Raw genomic sequence first — 16,934 nt, forward strand, 5'->3', positions numbered from 1 at the left:
AATGGAGACCATCAGCTCTATGTCACCCATGCCATCCTTGAAGCCGATCAGGTTTGGGCAGCGCTCGGCCAGCCTTTCCAGCTGGTCAGGCTTCAAACGGCAGACGTTGCGGTTGTAGACCACCACGCCAAAGTTGACGGACTTGCACACGGCTTCTACGTGAGCCGCTACGCCTTCGGGGCTGGCTTCAGTCAGGTAGTGCGGCAGCAGCAGAATGCCCTGGGCACCCAAGCGCTCGGCTTCCTGAGCTTGCTGGATAGCGACGCGAGTCGGGCCACCGGCACCGGCGAGGATCGGGACCATGCCTTTGCAGGTGTCCACCGCCGTTTTGATGATGTCGGAGTATTCCTTCTGGTCCAGCGAGAAGAACTCACCGGTGCCGCCCGCAGCAAACAGGGCGCTGGCGCCATAAGGAGCCAGCCATTCCAGGCGCTTGATGTAAGTATCGCGGCGGAATTCGCCTTGCGCATCAAAATCGGTCACTGGAAAGGACAGCAATCCGGATGAAAGGGTGTGCTTAAGTTCTTGTGGATTCATTTTTCTGCACCTTGCTTGATCGAGTACATGGCAGTGAACGAACAAGCCGTCACTTGTTGTACGACATCGTATGACTATAGAAAGCAAAGTGCAACTTAGACGAGCGCCTGGGGCAACGTGAAGATGCTCACTCTAGAGCAAGCGGCTGGAATACTGGAATAATTCCTTACAATTCAACCGTTAGGTTTGCTGGTAGCAAATTAAGCATGAGCGGTTCAGCTCTTGTTCGAGGTGGCTTTTAGCTTATTGATTAAAAGCCCGTCATAAGCGAGTCAGCTTTCCCACTGTACTCAAAGGGGTAGCAACCTTAAACATTTATCCCTTGTTAACCGCCCTGCTCTTCATGTCATCTCATCTACCAATACAGATTGCCTTGGCGTACAGCCTTCAACGGTGGGGCTTGAGTGACAAGCATGCAGTGAGCAGAGGTATAAGCAACGAGCATAATGCAAAAAAGCCGCCCCGGAGGGCGGCTTTTTCGTCAGACCTTGAACTGATCCATCAGTGTCTGCTGATGGTTGGCCAGTTCATTCAACGATTGGCTGATCCGTGCCGACTCGTCCGCCTGCCCCGAAAGTGACTCGGTGACTTCGCGGATACCACTGACGTTGCGGTTTATCTCTTCAGCCACGGCGCTTTGTTCTTCAGCGGCACTGGCAATTTGCAGGTTCATGTCAGTAATAACGGAGACGGCATCGCCGATCTGGCGCAAGGCCGATAGAGCCTTGCCTACGTGCTCGACGTTCCCCTGCGCCTGACGATGGCCATCATGCATGGAGTCCACCACGCTGCGCGTACCCTTCTGCAAGTCTTCGATAACCTGACGAATCTCCTCAACTGACTCCTGAGTCCGCTTGGCCAACCCTCGTACCTCATCGGCCACCACGGCAAAGCCACGACCGGCATCACCGGCACGTGCAGCTTCGATGGCCGCATTCAGCGCCAGCAGGTTCGTCTGCTCGGCAACACCCCGGATCACTTCCAGCACGCTACCGATCTGTTCGCTACTTTCTGCAAGACCTTCAACCTGGCTCATGGACGCACTCATGTCAGCAGCCAGCTTCTCGATGCTGCGGGTGGTTTCATTGATAACGGCAAGACCTTCATGGGTCGCATGGTCAGCACCCCGGGCAGCCTCTGCAGCCTGCGCGGCATTGCTGGCCACATCATGGGCCGTCGCACTCATCTCATTCGAGGCAGTCGCAACCTGATCCACTTCATGAAACTGATGCTGCATGCCCTGGCTCGTGCGGGTGGCAATGGCCGCCGACTGGTCTGCTGTAGCACGAGCGTCCTGAACCGAGCGCTTTACATCAGCAATAATGGGTTGAAGCTTGTCGAGGAAGCGGTTGAACCAACCGGCCAACTGCCCCAGTTCGTCCTGCTTGGCGTACCCCAAGCGGCGAGTCAGGTCGCCTTCACCGCTGGCGATATCCTTGAGCATGGCTGCAACCGCCAGGATAGGACGCGTCACGCTGCGGGCGGTGAACCACATCAGCAGCAGGCCGCTGAGCACAGCGATCAAGCCAACCACCACCGAGAACACACTGTCGGAGATCCGACGCTCATCCAGCTCATCAGACAGCTGAATGGCTCGGGACAGGACTACATTCTTTGGCGCTTCGAGCAGGATGCCCCACGGCTTGGCTTCCGGGATAGGCTTGATCGGCTCGATGACGCGAACCAGATCATTATGAGACAGTAAAGCTGACTGTCCCGTCGCCAATGCCTGCTTGAGTTCGCCGGCCTGACTGGCATATACCTTATCCAGGGATTCTCCCAGCCGCTTGGCATCATAGCTATGACCCGCCAGGAGCCCTGCCGGGCTGACAATGCTGACCTCGCCCTCACCCTTGTACAACTTATCGCCAGCTTTCTCGGCAATGTGTTGAAGTGTGCTCAGGCTGATATCGATACCAATAACCCCCACCACCTTACCGCCCTGCTCAATCGGCAAGGCAATACTGGTCATCAAGACCTGCTGCTTGTTTACTTCATCAAAGTAAGGGTCGAGCAAGCAGGCCTTGCCCGTATCACGCGGGCAGGTGTACCACGCGTTATACGCCGCACCACTGGGTCCGGGTGTCGTTTTGGTAAGATCTTCTTCGGTCATTGCTTCGAATTCGAATGAGCCCGGCTCTCCTTGAGACCAATACAACGCAAAACGGCCTCGCTCGTTACTACTGGCTTCCTCCGAATCGAGGAACTGGCTGTCCTGACCATCCAGCGCATTGGGCTCAAAGGCGATATAAAGTCCCAGCAGATCAGGACGTGCCTTCAGCGCATCACCGACCATAGTGATCAACTGCTGGCGCAGTTCACGAGCACTGATTGCACCCTTCTCCTGTGCGCCATTCAAGAGTTTGACCTGGCCGGCCAAACCAAGCCCGTAATCATACGCACTCATGAAATCACGCTGGATACGCAATGCCTGGGCCTCGCCCAAGGTCTGCAAGCGCAGCTGCGCAGACTGCTCAAGCATGCTGGAGCTCGTCTGTTTGACGACCTCTGCACTACGCTTGGCCTGATAGAGCGAAGCACTGACCAACAGAGTCACAATAGCCAACAGGCATAAACCTGCCAGCGCAGTGATTTTCAGCTGGATTGAAAGACGGTTGAACATAGTAAAGGCCTGATTAAAGTAATGCCTTTGCTATCGGCCTGTTCCCGCTGCGCTTAATTAGTTTATAACTATGAACCTCTTAAACAATCCCGCTGCACGATACCGGCCTAGCCCTGAGTGGCTGGGGCTTGAGGCCATCCACCGGCCAATACCTTGTACACTTGCACCAGGTCCGTCGAAACGCGGGTAGCACTGTCTACCAGCGCGCTTTGAGTCTGGATTAGCTCACGCTGGACATTAAGCACGTTGATAAAGTCGATGGCGCCTTCCTTGTATCGGGCCTGGGCTGTTTCCAGCGCGATACGATTCTGACTTACAGCCTGCTCCAGCGCTGCATGATGGCGTTGCTCGGCACTATAGGAGGTCAAGGCATCATCCACTTCGTGCCAGGCAGCCAATACAGTACGTCGGTAATTCAAGGCCGCTTCCTGCTGCTGACGTTCACGCAGTTCCAGCGTACCGGTCAGACGACCGCCCTGAAAGATCGGCAAATAAAGACTAGGACCCATCGAGAACTGACGGGCGCTCCACAGCCCCAGGTTGGAACCTTCCAATGCCTGGAAGTCAAAGTTCCCACCCAAGCTCACGCGCGGGTAGAAATCTGCCTGGGCTACGCCTACGGCAGCCGTAGCCTGATGCAGCGCGGCTTCTGCCTTCTGGATATCCGGACGACGACGAGCAAGCTCCGAGGGCAGCCCTACCGGTACCGCTGACGGTGGCTTTGGTAGGCCCTTGGCTTGCCCCAACTCCTGGCCAAGCGCATGCGGCTCCTGGCCCAGCAGATAGCTCAGGGCATTGATGAGGCGTGCCTCTTCAGCCTCCAGCAGCGGAAGACGTGCTTCAATCGTAGCGACTTGAGCGGCCGAGTTAGCGGTATCCAGATTGGTTGTTACACCGTTCTCAAAGCGAGTCTTGGTAAGGGCCTGACTTTGTTTAGCAATGTCGAGGTTTTGCCGGGTAACCGCCAAGGTCGCCTGCACACCACGTAGTCGCAGGTAGTCCGCAGCGGTTTCTGCTGCGATGCTCAATGCTACGCCATTGCGCTCAGCTTCACTCAGGGCAACGCTGGCATTGGCAGCTTCCAGACTACGCCTTACACGGCCCCAGAGGTCCACCTCCCAATTGGCCTTAAGACCATACTGCCAAAGGCTGAAATCAGATGTCCCATTATTACCAGAGGAATCCATCAGCCCCTTTTCGCTGTTACGTGCACGCTGATAGCCTCCCGTGGCCGAAACATCCGGCAGTACGTCGGCACCTGCAATCTGTAGCAGCGAACGGCTCTGCTCAAAGCGGCTACTGGCCAGAGCAAGATCAAGGTTGGTGGATGCAGCGCGCTCGACCAATGATGTTAGCTGTGGATCGTTGAACTGGGTCCACCAGCTCTTTTCAATAGGATGACTAACCGTCACGCTACTAACGGGCTGAGGCGGACTTTGCCAAGCTTCAGGCAATGTTGCATCAGGTGTATGAAAATCAGGCCCGACGCTGCATCCGGAGAGCGCAGCCAGCGTAATAGCCAATACATGGCGGCGCATCACTTGACTTCTCCTTGCGTATCGACCGTGGCTACAACGGAAAGCCCTACGCGCAGATTGGCAACGGCCGGCTGATCGGGCTCAAACACGATTTTGACCGGGACCCGCTGAGCGACCTTGGTAAAGTTACCCGTGGCGTTATCGGGTGCAATGGCTGAAAACGCCAGCCCCGTCGCCGGAGCGAGACTGTCGATATGACCATGCAGCACTTGATCCGGAAAGACATCGACCCGTACATCAACCGCCTGGTTAGCCTGCATCTTTCCGAGTTGCGTCTCACGGAAATTCGCAACCACATACGCTTCACTGACCGGAACCACGGCCAGTAATGGCTTGCCAGGCGCCACATAAGCACCAATCCGTACCGAACGCTGGGCGATCACACCGTCGCGGGGAGCAACGATATGCGTGTATGAAACATTCAGGTCAGCTTGCTCGCGGGCGGCTTCGGCTTTTGCCTGAGACGCAGCCGCTACATCACGCTGCGCCTTGAGTACTGCCAGATGCTTCTGGGCAGCGACACGGGCAGCACTGTCCCGGTCCCTGGCAGCTTGCCACTGCAACAACTCGGCCTCTGCCTTTTGCTGTTCCTCAACTGTCCCTGCGCCTGCCTTGGACAGATTGCGATAACGCTTGGCATTGGCCTGAGCAAAAGAAAGAGACGCCTCGGTAGCACGCACTGTCGCGGCTGCCTGATCGATAATAGCGGCTTGTCGATCGACTTCAGCGGTCAGGTTGGCCACTTCAGCCGCAGCCGCTTTTACAGCAGCCTCGGCCGACGCCTGCGCGGCCACAAAATCGCGGTCATCGATTCGCGCCAGTAATTGACCGGCCTTCACCGGCTGGTTATCCGAGACGAGCACCTCGGACACGATGCCTGGAATTTTAGGGGCAACCAGAACCGAATCGGCAGTGATAAAGGCATCGTCTGTGCTTTGCGTGCCATTATTCTGGGCAACATGCACACAGGCATACAAGGCGCCGAGCACAACGGCGACGCCGATAAGAGAAAACGCGGTTTTATGACTCATGGCATTACCGGAGGTTGAGGTGGATAGGCCCGCTTGGGCAGGGTTAACAGAATCAGCAGCATGAACCCGGCTACACCGATCAGGGCGAGATAGGCATCGCTGAAAGCCAGGACAAAGGCCTGCTCGCGAACACGATGGCCCAAGCCTGACATTGACTCATTGGTTAACAGAGGCGATAGCTGGGACTGTGCAGACCCGAGCCGGTCAAGCAGGACATTGGAATGAAAGTGTTCACGCACAGTGATGAAGTGTTCCAGCATCGCCGCGCCGATCACGGAAAAGAGTCCGCGTATGGTGTTCACGGTCGCGGAGGCAAAGGGTCCCTCAATTGGCTGAACGACGCCCGTGGCACACATCAGCAGTGGAACCACGATCATGGGCTGAGCCAGGGTCTGCAGGATTTGCAGGACGTAGAAGTCCTCTCGAACCCAGTCGCTGGTCAGCTGTGAGCCACCCAAACACGCCAGCGCCATCAGCCCGAGCCCACAGGCGATAACCCAACGGGAATCCACCCAGTTGCGGTTGATAACGGTGGCCACCAGCGGCGCCATGATGAGCTGCGGCAGTGCGATCATCAGGGCAATCGGCATGGTTTGCAGCGGACGGTAGTCATGCACATGGGCAAGATAAGTCGACGGAATGGCTACACCGGACATACCCAGGATTAAGAAGCTGGCCAGCGTAATGATGCCGAATGCGAAGTTACGCCGGCTGAGCAGCTGCAATTTGACGAGCGGAAGCGGATGAAACCATTCGTTGATGAGAAAGAGTGGAAACAGAATGGCAGCGCCGATAAACAAGGTGCGAATCAAGGGTGACGCGAGCCAGTCCAGGCGCTCTCCCTGCATCAGCGCAATGACAAACATCGCCACGCTACCGCATCCGAAGAGCGCACCTAGCCAATCTGCCTGTTTGAAGCGCTCAAGGCGCAGCGGATCCTGTGGTAAGCCATAGGCAATACAGGCTGCGGCGATCAGGCAGGAGGGCACTACTTGCCAGAACACCAGATGCCAGTCCAGATAATCCGTCCAGACCGCTGCCAGCGGGACGGCGAGGTTTGGGCCAAAGGTGGCCGTCAGGGCATATGCCGAAAGACCATATAACTTGATATGCCAAGGCAGGAAACGCAGTGCTGCCGTCATCAACAGCGGCGGCAACGCCCCTCCTGCAAGCCCCTGAAGCACACGTAGAAACAGCAGTGAATGCAGATCAGGCGCGAGCGGGCATAACAGTCCCAGAAATGCGAACGCCAAGGTCACACCAATGGCAAACCGACGCAGCGAAAATGTAACTGCCAGCCAGGGTGAAATGAGCATCGCCGATACTTCAGCGGCTCCGTACAATGCACTGATCCAAGTCCCTTCGTCATGACCGATGCCGAACACGCCTCGTATATCCGCGAGGGCAATCTCGGTAACACGGTCATTAAGGCCGGACGTGAGTGCTGCAATCAGGACGCCAATAAGTCCAATAGCCAAACGCCAGCCGAAAGGCGCTGGGGTTGGCGCCGGGGGCGCAGTAGAAGACATAGGATTTCCAAAACAGAACGGCTCGATGGGTGAGCCTATGGTGCAGAAACAATATGCGATACAGTGTACCGAACAGTGATACACAGGACAATATCCATGACGACCTCTGAGCCGGAACGTGGTGCCATTCAGGTCATTTCACGGGCGGCGGCCATCCTGCGTTGCCTTGAAAACGAACCTGCGGGGCTCAGCCTTGGTGCCATTGCCAAACGCATCGACCTGCCCCGCTCTACCGTACAGCGGCTGGTAGATGCACTGGCGCTGGAGCAGCTACTGGAGGTCCATGGCGCTGGCGGCGTACGGCTAGGCCCGGCCCTTATCCGCCTGGCCTCTCGCAGCCATGGCGATATCACCCAACGGGTACGTCCCTACCTGGAGGAGTTATCCAAACATACGGGCGAGACGGCTGTACTGGTGCATGCCAACGGTGCTGAACTGATGGTGCTGCATTCCGTTATTTCCAACCAGGAGCTGCGGGTTGCACCTACGCCCGGGAATTTTCTGGCCATTCATGCAACATCGGGCGGAAAGATGTTGCTGTCAGGCATGACAGATAGCGCAGTGACGCAGCTGTTAGGTCAGAACTTGAAGGTGCTGACGGACAAGACGCTCTCCACCCTGCCCGCCCTGCTTGAAGAGCTGAAACAGATCCGGGAGCAAGGCTTTTCTTATGACCGTGAAGAGCACATGGCCGGGGTCCATGCAATGGCGATTGGTATAGAGACTCCACAGGGACGGTATGCCATCTCTCTGGTAGGTCCAGCCTGGCGGATGGAAGCTAACATTGAAAAGTTACGCAGCGCGCTGACGGATTGCCGTAACGCGCTGGCTGATGCCCTGCGGGGTCCTCAAACCGAATATCGCCAAGCCTGATCAGTCAAGCCAACTCAGCGCCCTCTGCCACCAGAGGGTCTACCCCAGTGTTCTTTTCGGTAAGTTGAAGAACCTCGTTAATGACCTGACTGACAATGTCTGGATGGTCTTCGGGGTTAAAATGGCGGCCACCGGGGATGGATATCAGATCAGCATTTAGCTCCGCTGCCAATTGCTGACCTGAAGCGAAGGTAATCGAGTCCGCATCTCCCCAGACGACTCGCTTGGGGCCACTGATGACGGAAAGTTTTCCTGCGAGTGCCTGTGTGTCTTTCGAATCCAGGCAGCTGATCTGATGCGCAAAAGCCTTTGGCCCGATAGTTCTTGAATACGGCTGCCAATGCAGGCTGATTGATTCCTGACGACGGATCTCGTTATCGTGCCCCAGGTTGTAAACGCCACTTAGAAACAAGGGCTTGAACAGGCTGGGTGGCAACTGTTCGATCACCGAAGCCTTGAGTTTGGCCAGGCGGACAGTGGGAACAGGCCAGTTGTCATACGCAACGCTATCAATCAGCACCAGCCCATTACTGAGTTCGGGATGCTGGACCAGAAGCTGTTGAAGCACGCCTCCGCCTAGATCATGCCCGACGAACACAGCCTTGGTAATGTTCATGTGTTGCAGCCAGTCATACAGGTAATCTGCCTGTTTGGGTAGCGAGATATCGCGCTCCAGGCCTTCTTCCATCGACCAGCCAAAGCCAACCAGTTCCCAGGCAAGACAACGTACGCCCGGCTTGCAAACTTGCGGGATGACATAACGCCAGAGACGCGGATGGGTAGGAATACCGTGTACCATGATGACGGGCATCGCACTGGGGTCCGCATCGCCATGCTCTTCCCAGCGCATGTTAATGCCATTAACCAAGCCGGTACGGATAAGCTCAGGCGCCGCCCGCTCATCTGGATTAATAGTTGCTTCATTGGCACTTGGCTTAAGCAGTGCGCTACCTAGCCCTAATGCCGCGGCTGCCGACATTACACTACGCAGCCCTCCGCGGGGCATGGCCAATGCACAGGCCGCCGCCACGCTACCCAAGATCAAGCGTTTCTTGTCGAAATTGAAAGATGACTTGTTCATGTGACCTCCAAACCTGTTCACAGATGTGGGCCACAACAGGAGGCAGGAGGTTCCGGGCAGAACCGGATAGACGACAAAGGGCACCCACTGCCAAGGCAGAACGACACCCTTTGAGTGATACAAGCAAAGCGCCGAGCGAACAGCCCCTTGCTTTATTGGTTAGGTGCGTGTCCGTATTTTTTGATGAACTGCTTTTCCATTTCCTGGCAGGACTGTTGAATCGAAAGCCGGTCCGAGGAGTCAGCCGCGGCCGCATCTGCCCGTTGATGACAGGCTTCGATCGTATTCCGCTCGTTGGCTTCTACCTGAGGTGAAGGCCCACGGGTAAAGAGGTAGATCATGCCGCCAAACAATGCGAAGGCGAAAGCAATGGCACCGACGGTCATCCATAGGCAACCGGCTTTACTAGGCGGCGGCTCGGGCTCATCGGTATTTAAATGGATATGGGAGCTTTTATCTTCTTTCACAACGGGACCTCTAACCGTGGGGACGCGAATCTAGCATGCCTTTAACGCTTCGATAACACAAAGGATATGCGGGTTCTCTTTATCCTGCTCTGGCCAATCCATAGGCCAGTGAGTATTGACCGTATGCATTGGCATTGATGCGTTGTCGATAACGAAACCACACCATACAGAACGCAACGGCAAGCAGCACCTCTGCAAGATCCCCACCGTAATACATCCACTGTGCTGCGGACTCGATTTCAGCCAGCTCATAGGCGAGTCCGTGTGGGTAACCAAATCCATACATGATCTTGGCTAACCCCGCATGGGCAGCCATGGCAGCGAACAGCACGATCAGCCGCAAACGCAGCGTGGGTCTGTGAGGCGCCGGGTCAGGCCCAGCGATGGCCCAGGTGAACAGATACCCTGACACGATAAAATGAAAATGCAGCCAACCATGAATCCAGGGGCTGGCCTGACTCACTGCAAAAAATGACGTCAGATACAAGACATACATACTACCGATATCAAGTAACGCCGCTGTTATCGGATGAGTCAGTACACGCAGTAATCGAGTCGCCAGTAGCCGGACCAGGACTCGTGCCACGCTCACGGGCGCTGCCCTTAGCAATAGCAATCCAGGTGCGCCGAATACCAGGCCCAAGGGCGCAAACATGCCTAATAGGAGGTGTTGCAGCATGTGCCCGCGAAGGTCCTGATGGGCAAAGCTTGATACGGGGGGCATAAAGGCGAGCACAATCAACATAATGCCGACCGCAAAGCTGAGCGTACGCCAGCCAGACCATGCCCGGCCCCGCCGCTGCAAGCAGATCACTCCAGCACAATAGAAGAGCCAGACAATGATAACCAGCAGGATTGGGATTATTGCCACATGCCCTGGCCCAAGGAAGTAGTCTGGCATCACCACGCAAAGACTCCCTGAGATTACGGGCTAACGTAGGTACGTCGGGCTTTTCGCAACAATACAAAGCTGATCAGCAGTAATACGACAGCGGTTAGATTCCAGAGAATGTCATACACCAACAGGTTTTCGACATACCGGATCTGATGAAGCCGCAGTACCTTGTGATCGATCAGCCCATCAAACAGCTGAAAAGCGCCCATGCCAAAAAAGAAACCAGCCCAGGCGTGGGCCTTGGCAAACAGTTTCCGCTCACGCAGCTCTGCCACCATGAAAAATCCAAGAATAAGCAGAATGAGCTCGGCTGAATGCAGGAGGCCATCCGATAACAGGGCAAATGTACCTGTGCCGCAGTCTACGAAATGGTGCCAGGCCAAAAACTGGTGAAAGATGATCTCATCAATAGCGGCCATGAAGCCGATCCCGATGAGCAAGGCGGCCATTAATGATCGACGCGCCAGAAGCGTGGCTGATGTTCCGGTAGCCATGGGCTTTCCTTCCTGTCTCTATAAACTCATCTGCCTCATCCAGTCTCCCGGACAAGCCTCTGCTGAGTAAGACGCAGGACGAACAAGATCGTTCGAGGAAAGCCAACGGCTCAGGGTAGCTAACCGCTACCTCCCAGCTATCGGGTCAAGCATCACTCTACCCGTATGGCGGAATGCACATCCTTACTCTCAATCCATCCCTCCACAGGCTGATCACCTGCCTCAATCTGGATCTTTTTCCAGCGTTTGTACTCGCGAGTATCCACTACTCGTACAGACGTGCCGGCGGCCAGATGGGTTTGGATATTTCCACGACGGGCAGCCACGGTGTCATAGACGACAGGCCATTTACGTACCAATACGTTGTCCGTCTGCAAATGCCAGGTTTGCTCCGGACCTGCTTCACGAAACGATACTTCAGCCGCAGATGTCGTGATTGAAGAGAAAGAGGCACCCAAAACAGCCAGCCCGAGCACAAGGTGTTGTGCGGGCTTGAACATACGAATCGGGTGTTTCCTTGAGATTGCCATTAAGTCGCTCCATGCAATGATGGCGCTATGACAGTGTCTTGCTTAGCAGGTTCGGTGCAATTAATCGTTATTTGAATGAATTAAGAAGGATGGTACGGATCATAGCGGTAAGAACGCTGGCATCGAGCCTGACGCCGACTCTGCCAAGCGGCCATGATGAGCCAAAACCAACAAGGACGCAGCGGTTACCGTGCTACAGATACTCTCTATCACGACCCCCATCTTTATCCTGATCGGCCTCGGCTTTTTCGCTTCCAAAAGCGGCATTCTGGTGCGAGAGCAGATACGTGGCCTGGGCAGCTTTGTCATCACCTTTGCCATGCCGGCCTTGATTATCCGGGCATTATCCGAAAGCCCAATCGAGCAGGTTTTCAATAAATCCTATCTCATCGCCTATGCCGCAGGCTCACTGTTGGTCTTTGCCGGCGGCTTTTGCTTTACCCGCTACAAACTCAAACAAAACCTGGATGTAAGCGCCATTACGGCCATGGGCATGTCAGTGTCCAACAGTGGCTTTATTGGGTATCCCATTGCCGTACTCGTATTGGGGCAACCGGCTGCGGTAGCGTTGGCCCTAAACATGCTAGTGGAAAACATGCTGATGATCCCACTGGCCCTGGCCCTGGCCGAAGCCAGCCGTTCGAGTGAGGGCGGCGTGTTGAAAGTGCTCTTGGACATCGTAAAGCGACTGGGTAAAAACCCGATGATCATTGCGATCCTTGTCGGGCTCCTGCTGTCAGCATTACAGATCAAATTGCCTATTGCGATCTATACCGTGATCGACATGCTGGCCCATGCCTCAGCACCCACTGCCCTCTTTGTCATTGGCGCCACACTGTATGGCCTGAAGGCAAAAGGCATGCTGATCGATGTCGGCCGGATTGCGGGCAGCAAACTCATTCTACACCCGCTGGCCATCTTTCTGATGACCCTGACGCTACCTTCCATTGATCCAACGCTCAAGCTCGCAGCTGTTTTGTTTGCCAGCGCGCCGATGATGAGCATTTATCCGATCATAGGACAACGTTATGGACTGGAAGGCCGTTGCGCGGCTGCACTCATGGTAGCCACAACCGCCTCGTTTTTTACAATCAGTGCCCTGCTCATGTTTGTTAGCCCTGCACCGTGACGCCAGGCCGCAGAGGGAAAATAAACCGCTTCGGGATATCCATGAGCCAATGCCGGTCTTATGTTTAGACTCGATCACTGGAGGACGAGATGAATATCAAAGCACTATCGGCCGTCGTAGCTATCAGCGCATCCCTTGCAAGCGGTGCCCTCTTCGCCCAGCAAGCCGCTGGCGATCATCAGCCTGCCAACAGCAAGTACCAATCCGAGGTGATAAAAAAAGCGCCTAATCAGTCTGAAGATGCCGCCGTCAAAGACCCTAACAGCGAAAACGAATACAAGGTGGGCAGTGAAGCACCAGACAAGTTTCAGCGTGACACCTATAGAATCAAGGACTGGAAGGCTCACGGCTTGAGTGCTCCAGATGAAAATCAGCACTGGGTCAAGATCGGCAACGATTATGTCCTGCTAAAGGACACCGAAGGTGCGATTATCAAAATCGTCAAAGGCCAAGACCCGAAGAAGTAACGGCGGATTTGCCTACCGCTGGATCACCTAGCGGCTTAGGTTGTTGCATGAGGGCCGGTAACAATTGCCGGCCTTTATGCTTATCAACATCAATAAAATGCCCTCGCTCTTCCTCTCTTTCTTGGTTACCTCGTTTCATCCAACTTTTCTTTCTAGTAATCGAACAGGCCTATTTCGACAGGCGCATCACACTGCTGATAGCGTAACAGGCATACAGCCAGGCGCTGCCTTCTTGTCAGGGCGTAACTAAATCAAGCGAGCCCCGACCAGAATATCGGCCACGGCCTGAAAGGTCGCTTCTGGAACACCCTCTCCCGCCGTCCGTTGGGCAATACGCTCAGCCAAGCTTCCGTTAACGGCATACGGAAGCCGCAACTGCTGTGCGTCCTGGATCATTTGCTGCGACTGCTCCAATTAATACTTAAGTGTTATAAGTAGAAAATAATCGGCATAGTGCTATAAGCACATAATCATTCCACTAACAGCAAGCAAGTAAAATAGTGCACAAAGCCTGATTATTGCATTATCAAACTATTGAGAGGCATCGATAACCTGAGCGGTTATGTCTAATGAGGTAGCTTTCTGAAAGACTGTATAACCTAGCTCTCGCTACCGTGGCCGGCAGATAAGTCCGTAGCCCGTGCAGCGCATACTTTGTGCCTACTGGATTAACGGACAGATTCGCATATTTTAAAAGCGATAGGCTCGCCCTACTCTAAACGCCAGGCTACCTCTGAATAGCACGAACTACCGATTACCGCTTCTGGTAAGTAGAAGAAACAGGTGTTCGTGCTACTGCCGTTGTGTCCTGGTTTACAGGCTTAGTGCTGCGCTTACGACCAGGAGATGTTTTGAGGTATAGCCCAAGACGCGGGATGATCTCCTGGCGAGGCACCTTGTCAGAGCGTTCAGCCTGAGCATTTTCCGCATCGAACTCTTCGAGCACATCAACCTTTGGCCAGGGCTGCTTTTCATCCAGCGAAACGAAAATAGGTAGATTGGCATGAGGCATGGCGTCGTAACGGGGGCTTTTGGAGAAATACAGCATTACCCGTGGGTGGGGTGCGATTGGACGGTAGCGATGCAGCTCGGCCTTGGCCTCCAGAAAACCCAATGCCTTGAGCTCAAGCCTCAGATTACGTTCCTTGTCCATATCGGCCTTGGCGACTGCATCAGCCAGCTGTGTCTCGATCTTCTCGATCACGTCTTTGACGGGAATGCTTTCCGGTGCTGCCGTCTTGCCTGCCCACGTAAACAAGATGCGCCGTGGCACGCCTTCGAACACCTGGATATGACGTTCGATCTGTTTGATGACAATGGGCAGTTTGAGAATACTTCTGAGATGCTTTCCCTTGGACAGCGATTTCAGATTCATGGACGCCGTTTCCTGCGCCAGCACCTCAAGGAAGCGGTCCCGCGCAGCATTGGCCTCGCGTGCAGACTCCAAAACTGACTGTGAAACCCCTATCCAGCCTGGCAGGCGCATCACGGTACTCGGGTGCTGCCCCTCTTCTTGCTCGAACTGCAAAATAGCCTTTTTAGCCGCTGCGATAGCAGGTTCGCCAACCAGCTCCATTGGCGTGATCTTGGTCTGACCCTTGGGTTCTTTGTTGATCGGAAGCAGCCAAACCTGCGCATGAATCACTGCCGAAGGCCACGTTGCATTGAAGGCCCGCTGGGCCTCTACCATTTCCTGCCACGCTTCACGGATGTCAGTGATCATAAACGCCTCAATCCTTCCAAAGTAATACCAACACTCATTATAGCTGACTGTTTTAAATTCTGTGGTAGCCAAGGCATAAAAACGCTATTCAAGCCATTAAGTAAGCCATTACTTGACCACTTTGCTTAATTTAAATTTTGGTATCAGGATCCCACTGTAAAATGGGCTGGTATTATTAAAACATATTTATTTTATGCTTTTACTGTTTCTCCATGCACCTTTTGTAGTGCACTGTTATCTCTTTGCTCTGGATAAAAGGTATTTACGTTCGTCGCCTCTAAGGCACTTTTTCGCTTCCAGCTTATCGGTCATTAAGCAAGGGATCATTTAACTCCCCTGGCTATTTTGGATCGACACGAGGTCCGCTCGGGTCAATCGGCAACCTGTATTGTAGTGAGGAGTCTTGAGATGCGCAGTCCCGTTTGTTTTAGCCGCCGCGACAAACTACGGCCCCTGTTCATCGCAGCTGACTGCATCATCGTACAGTCCTCCCCTCTGGGTCCTTGATGGATGGACCCTTTTGCGGCAGCGAGTTGTTCTAAAGCTCGTTTCGGCCCGCTTTGCGGGCCTTCTTTTTTCTTCTGCATGTTCAGCATGCATGTACAACGTTAACGCTCAGGGCCACGCGCATGCTTCATCATCGACTGATGATGCATTTTGGCAGGCTGCGACCTGAGCAACGCCCGATACGCATGGGAGCTGCTCTCTATGTTCAAACTCGCTTACGCCCCTTACAAAACTTGGACGACTATTCCTTCCCTCGGCATCCGTATGCATGCCCGTACCTGGCTTGCCCATGAAGACGAGCTTCATCGGGTCCCGGTCATACTCATTCATGGCCTGGCACTTTCAAGCCGCTACATGGTTCCACTGGGTAGGCGTCTTGCTTCAATGGGCCATGACGTCATGGCACCGGATCTGCCCGGATTCGGACGTTCACCTGCACCCAAGATGTCCAAATGGCCAGCCGGTCCTGATGTCAGAGAGCAATCCAATCATTTATTGGCCTGGATGGATGCCAATGGAATCCACAAGGCCGTGCTGTGCGGCAATTCTGTGGGTGTACAAATTGCCGTAGAGATTGCTGCACGCTTTCCCGATCGTGTTGAACGCCTGATTCTTATTGCACCAACACCAGACCCGGCCTACCGTACACCGGCGCGACAATACGCTCGCCTGGTATTGAACATGCCCTTCGAGAGCCCCTCGATCAATCCACTGATGCACATGGAGTATCTCTCCAATGGCTTACCCCGCATGGTGCAGCAGCTCCGCAGGACGGTACATGACCCCATAGAAAACCGACTGTCACATGTGCAGGCCCCTACCCTCGTGGTTCGTGGGCAGTATGACAAAACGCTTACCCAGCAATGGGCAGAAGAATTCACAAGCCTGCTTCCCAACGGCAAACTGGTGGTTGTAGATGGCGCCGCACATAACGCGCATTACACGGCCGCCCCGCTCATGTCGCAACTGATCCATCGCTTTATCGGTGGCCGCTTCGATACCCAGGCAACCCACATGAGTAATGAAGTTGTCGTACCCGGCATGGATCAAGGCCGCGACCCGCTGGCGCCTGTTAAATTGTTGTCGCCTCGTATGCATGGTCTTCTGGACTATGCATCAGCAGGTCTCTGCCTGGCGCTGGCAGGTGTCAGCCATTGGGGGCCGCGTACCCGTCAGCTTTTCGCAATTGCGGGCCTTTCAACCGCGACTTACAGTCTTATGACTAACTATGAGTATGGTCTGGTGCGCAAGCTGCCGATGACGGTTCATTTGAATATTGATACCTGCAGTGGACTGAAACTGCTACTTGCGGCCGCAACCCTGCTTCGCGGTGAACCTGTAGGCGGACGTTGGGCCGTTGCCGCCCAAGGCACGTTTAATTTGCTGGCCGTGGCAGCCACACGGGTCCCTATGGGGCCGGCTCGCCTGGTACCCATGCAGAACCTGCACCTCTCTGCTCCGGCGGACTACCACCCCCTTGCCGACTACCAGAGTACGCACTCTCAGTGAT

16 protein-coding genes and 1 pseudogene are annotated in these 16,934 nt (G+C 54.7%); 4 read left to right on the forward strand and 13 right to left on the reverse strand.

Annotated elements, in window-relative coordinates:
* The 6 genes and pseudogenes from IEX86_RS24970 to IEX86_RS05225 all read right to left on the reverse strand — a co-directional run.
* On the reverse strand, positions 1-537 hold a 537-nt coding region (locus IEX86_RS24970), incomplete at its 3' end, for a dihydrodipicolinate synthase family protein (protein ID WP_229685259.1).
* Positions 538-1,018: 481 nt separating this feature from the next.
* Positions 1,019-1,774 (reverse strand): methyl-accepting chemotaxis protein, encoded by a 756-nt coding sequence (locus IEX86_RS25605; protein WP_373290403.1) that lies wholly within the window; start codon positions 1,772-1,774, stop codon positions 1,019-1,021.
* Between the two features lie 102 nt (positions 1,775-1,876).
* Positions 1,877-3,160: pseudogene (locus IEX86_RS25610) on the reverse strand (methyl-accepting chemotaxis protein); the annotation flags it as partial.
* 107 nt (positions 3,161-3,267) lie between these two features.
* On the reverse strand, positions 3,268-4,698 hold the full coding sequence (locus IEX86_RS05215) for an efflux transporter outer membrane subunit (protein WP_188865332.1): 1,431 nt from the start codon (positions 4,696-4,698) through the stop codon (positions 3,268-3,270).
* A complete protein-coding gene (locus tag IEX86_RS05220) occupies positions 4,698-5,729 on the reverse strand; it encodes an HlyD family secretion protein (RefSeq protein WP_188865062.1) in 1,032 nt (343 codons plus the stop codon). Before IEX86_RS05220 ends, IEX86_RS05215 begins: the two co-directional genes overlap by 1 nt.
* The gene (locus tag IEX86_RS05225; protein WP_188865063.1) at positions 5,726-7,258 is read right to left on the reverse strand and encodes an MFS transporter; all 1,533 of its coding nucleotides are present in this window, start codon (positions 7,256-7,258) and stop codon (positions 5,726-5,728) included. Before IEX86_RS05225 ends, IEX86_RS05220 begins: the two co-directional genes overlap by 4 nt.
* 96 nt (positions 7,259-7,354) lie before the next feature.
* On the opposite strand from IEX86_RS05225, the gene IEX86_RS05230 reads away from it, so the two are divergent.
* Positions 7,355-8,131, forward strand: coding sequence for an IclR family transcriptional regulator (locus tag IEX86_RS05230; RefSeq protein ID WP_188865064.1), 777 nt, complete (start codon positions 7,355-7,357; stop codon positions 8,129-8,131).
* 4 nt (positions 8,132-8,135) lie between these two features.
* Here the strand turns inward: IEX86_RS05230 and IEX86_RS05235 are convergent, their stop codons facing one another.
* The 5 genes from IEX86_RS05235 to IEX86_RS05255 form a co-directional block, all read right to left on the reverse strand.
* The gene (locus IEX86_RS05235; protein ID WP_188865065.1) at positions 8,136-9,212 is read right to left on the reverse strand and encodes an alpha/beta fold hydrolase; all 1,077 of its coding nucleotides are present in this window, start codon (positions 9,210-9,212) and stop codon (positions 8,136-8,138) included.
* A gap of 152 nt (positions 9,213-9,364) precedes the next feature.
* The gene (locus tag IEX86_RS05240; protein WP_188865066.1) at positions 9,365-9,679 is read right to left on the reverse strand and encodes a hypothetical protein; all 315 of its coding nucleotides are present in this window, start codon (positions 9,677-9,679) and stop codon (positions 9,365-9,367) included.
* Between the two features lie 79 nt (positions 9,680-9,758).
* Positions 9,759-10,580, reverse strand: a complete 822-nt coding sequence (locus IEX86_RS05245; protein ID WP_188865333.1) for a cytochrome c oxidase assembly protein — start codon at positions 10,578-10,580, stop codon at positions 9,759-9,761.
* Positions 10,581-10,603: 23 nt separating this feature from the next.
* A complete protein-coding gene (locus IEX86_RS05250) occupies positions 10,604-11,068 on the reverse strand; it encodes a DUF2243 domain-containing protein (protein ID WP_188865067.1) in 465 nt (154 codons plus the stop codon).
* 152 nt (positions 11,069-11,220) lie between these two features.
* Positions 11,221-11,598 carry a hypothetical protein gene (locus tag IEX86_RS05255; RefSeq protein WP_188865068.1) on the reverse strand — a complete coding sequence of 126 codons (378 nt, stop codon included), beginning with the start codon at positions 11,596-11,598 and terminating at the stop codon, positions 11,221-11,223.
* 190 nt (positions 11,599-11,788) lie between these two features.
* On the opposite strand from IEX86_RS05255, the gene IEX86_RS05260 reads away from it, so the two are divergent.
* Positions 11,789-12,727, forward strand: a complete 939-nt coding sequence (locus IEX86_RS05260; RefSeq protein WP_188865069.1) for an AEC family transporter — start codon at positions 11,789-11,791, stop codon at positions 12,725-12,727.
* Between the two features lie 89 nt (positions 12,728-12,816).
* Positions 12,817-13,194, forward strand: a complete 378-nt coding sequence (locus tag IEX86_RS05265) for an RcnB family protein (RefSeq protein ID WP_188865070.1) — start codon at positions 12,817-12,819, stop codon at positions 13,192-13,194.
* A 246-nt stretch (positions 13,195-13,440) separates the two neighbouring features.
* On the opposite strand, the gene IEX86_RS05270 is transcribed toward IEX86_RS05265, so the two are convergent.
* Both IEX86_RS05270 and IEX86_RS05275 read right to left on the reverse strand, forming a co-directional pair.
* Positions 13,441-13,590, reverse strand: a complete 150-nt coding sequence (locus IEX86_RS05270; protein WP_188865071.1) for a hypothetical protein — start codon at positions 13,588-13,590, stop codon at positions 13,441-13,443.
* A gap of 358 nt (positions 13,591-13,948) precedes the next feature.
* Positions 13,949-14,917, reverse strand: a complete 969-nt coding sequence (locus IEX86_RS05275; protein ID WP_188865072.1) for a DNA replication terminus site-binding protein — start codon at positions 14,915-14,917, stop codon at positions 13,949-13,951.
* A 708-nt stretch (positions 14,918-15,625) separates the two neighbouring features.
* Between IEX86_RS05275 and IEX86_RS05280 the strand changes: the two genes are divergently transcribed.
* On the forward strand, positions 15,626-16,933 hold the full coding sequence (locus tag IEX86_RS05280) for an alpha/beta fold hydrolase (protein WP_188865073.1): 1,308 nt from the start codon (positions 15,626-15,628) through the stop codon (positions 16,931-16,933).
* The last annotated feature ends 1 nt before the right edge of the window (position 16,934 follow it).

Origin of the sequence: Pseudomonas asuensis (genome assembly GCF_014646755.1) — a bacterium.
Taxonomy (GTDB): domain Bacteria; phylum Pseudomonadota; class Gammaproteobacteria; order Pseudomonadales; family Pseudomonadaceae; genus Chryseomonas; species Chryseomonas asuensis.